This is a genomic window from Clostridium sp. DSM 8431 (genome assembly GCF_900116755.1).
Lineage (GTDB): Bacteria > Bacillota > Clostridia > Clostridiales > Clostridiaceae > Clostridium.
Genome location: NZ_FPBY01000273.1, coordinates 1 through 2,623 on the forward strand (window position 1 = coordinate 1; position 2,623 = coordinate 2,623).

Sequence of the window (2,623 nt, forward strand, 5' to 3'; positions counted from 1 at the left end):
TGAAAAAATATAAGTATATGAAAAAAACAACCATACAAGCTTTTGAGCTAGTATGGTCGTTTGATTTTTAGGACTTTTTTTACAGCCCCTTATTTATCTTATATAAGAATTTTAGAGTATTTATATATCATTTCTTAATAGAATTTTATAAGTAAAGTTCTCTCTATATGTACATTTATCTATATAGGGAGTGAATTTTAGAACTCTCTTAAATAATATAGTCAAAAAGAACTCTTTTTTGTAAAATTTCTTTAAATATTAATATTTTATATATATAATATTATTAGACGCGAAAGGGGGTGTTGGCTCTAAAGATTAGAGCTTTATATATATGAAGGTAATTTGTATATTTAATCAAAAGGGTGGAGTAGGAAAAACAACAACAAATATTAACTTATGTTCTTATTTAGCAATGGAAGGATATAAAGTTTTAACCTTAGATATAGATCCCCAAGGTAATACGACTAGTGGGTTGGGGTTAGATAAAAGAAATCTTAAATTATCTATGTATGATGTATTAACATCTGATGTATCTTTAGACGAAGCTATTATAAAGAGTGATCTTATTCAAAACTTATCAATTGCACCATCAACAATGGAACTTGCTGGAGCAGAAGTTGAAATGATTACTAAACCTGATAGGGAACAAATTTTAGCAGATAAAATAAAAAGTTTAGAATCAGAATATGATTATATATTTATAGATTGTCCACCTTCTTTAGGGATGATAACAATTAATGCACTAACATGTTGTGATTCTGTATTGATTCCAATACAATGTGAGTTTTATGCGTTAGAAGGTGTTGGTCAGCTAATGAATACAATTCAACTAGTAAAGAAATCTTTAAATAAGGATTTAAAAGTTGAAGGAGTATTAATGACAATGTATGATTATCGTACTAATTTAAGTAACGAAGTTTACAAAGAAGTTAAAGAATATTTTAAGGACTTAATGTTTAAAAGCACTATTCCAAGAAATATTAGATTAGCTGAGTCACCAAGTTTTGGCCTTCCAATAATGTTATATGATGAAAAGTGTAAGGGTGCTGAATCTTATTTAAAATTCACAAAAGAGTTTTTAGAAAGACAAAATGAAGTGGGGGATTCTAATGAGTAAAAAATTTGCTTTAGGTAAGGGCTTAGGTGCACTTATCCCAGAGGAACCAGTAAAGGAAGAAAAGAAAGAACAAGACTTAATGATTCCTTTAAATAAGATAAAAAGCAATAGTGATCAGCCTAGAAAAAAGTTTGATAATGATAAGATTGTTGAATTGGCAGAGTCAATAAAGCATCATGGAATAATTCAACCATTAATTTTAAAAAAAGTAGATGATGAATATATTATTGTTGCTGGAGAAAGACGTTGGAGAGCAGCAAAAAGTTTAGGGCTTGAAGAAGTACCTGCTATAATAATGGATTTATCAGAAAAACAAATATTAGAGGTATCATTAATTGAAAATATTCAACGTCAAGATTTAAATCCTATTGAAGAAGCTGTTGCGTATAAAAAGCTTTTATCTGATTTTAATTTAACTCAAGATGAGTTAAGTAAGAGAATAGGAAAATCTAGAACTACTATTACTAATAGTATGAGACTAATGAACTTAGATGAGAGAGTTCAACAATATTTAATTGAAGGTGTTATTTCAGAAGGACATGGAAGAGCATTATTAGCAATATCTAATGGAGATATGCAATATGAATTATCTCAAAAAATAATTGATGAAAAGTTATCAGTTAGAGATATAGAAAGAATAATAAGGAATATATTAAATAGTGAGGATGAAAAGGTTAGTAAGAAAACTGAAAAAGATTTAAATCCTTACTATAAAGATATAAAAGAAAGGCTACAAGATTACTTTGGAACAAAAGTTAACTTAAGCAATAAAAAGAATAAAGGAAAAATCGAAATAGAATACTATTCAGAAGAAGATTTACAAAGAATATTAGACATAATTAATTTGTAATGTTTCACGTGAAACATTTTTGAAAGGATGAAATGAGTTTTGGAAAGTATAGCAAATAATCTTAATGAATATATTCCATATATATTAGGTGGAATGGGAATAATAATTATTTTATTATTTATTTTAGTTATTGTATTATTCAAATCGATTAATAGAGTAGAAAACAGATATAGAAAGCTTATGAGAGGAACTTCTAGTAAGAATTTAGAAGAATTGATAATAAGTCAATTAGATAATATAGAAGAGTCAAATAAGAAGTCAAATGAAGCATTAGAACGTTGCGAAGAAATTAGAAACAATATGAAGGAATGTGTTCAAAAAGTTGCTATAATGAGATATAAGGCTTTTGAAGATGTAGGAAGTGATTTAAGTTTTTCAGTTGCAATATTAGATGAAAATAATGATGGAATATTATTAACAGGAATTTATGGAAGACAAGAAAGTACTACATATGCAAAACCAATAGATAAAGGTATATCTAGATATGATTTATCTGAAGAAGAAAAACATGTGTTAAACGAAGCTGTTAATAAAAAGATAAATAACTTTAATGAAGATAATTAAGTATTAAAAGATTGGTATCATAATTGATATCAATCTTTTTTATTTGTGCGCCCAGCATGGGCGTGCACTAATCGGTGAAAGTCCGTAACGGG

At 27.4% G+C, this 2,623-nt stretch carries 3 protein-coding genes; all 3 read left to right on the forward strand.

Annotated elements, in window-relative coordinates:
- Positions 1-331: 331 nt before the first annotated feature.
- From BM384_RS16580 to BM384_RS16590, 3 genes are read left to right on the forward strand one after another with little or no spacing between them, the layout of a single operon-like run.
- Entirely contained in the window at positions 332-1,117 is a 786-nt protein-coding gene (locus tag BM384_RS16580) for a ParA family protein (RefSeq protein WP_090015305.1), read from the forward strand.
- Positions 1,110-1,967: a ParB/RepB/Spo0J family partition protein gene (locus BM384_RS16585; RefSeq protein ID WP_090015307.1), complete on the forward strand. Its 858-nt coding sequence runs from the start codon at positions 1,110-1,112 to the stop codon at positions 1,965-1,967. The genes BM384_RS16580 and BM384_RS16585 overlap by 8 nt, the downstream gene beginning before the upstream one ends.
- A 39-nt stretch (positions 1,968-2,006) precedes the next feature.
- Positions 2,007-2,531, forward strand: coding sequence for a DUF4446 family protein (locus BM384_RS16590; RefSeq protein WP_175537441.1), 525 nt, complete (start codon positions 2,007-2,009; stop codon positions 2,529-2,531).
- Positions 2,532-2,623: the final 92 nt, after the last annotated feature.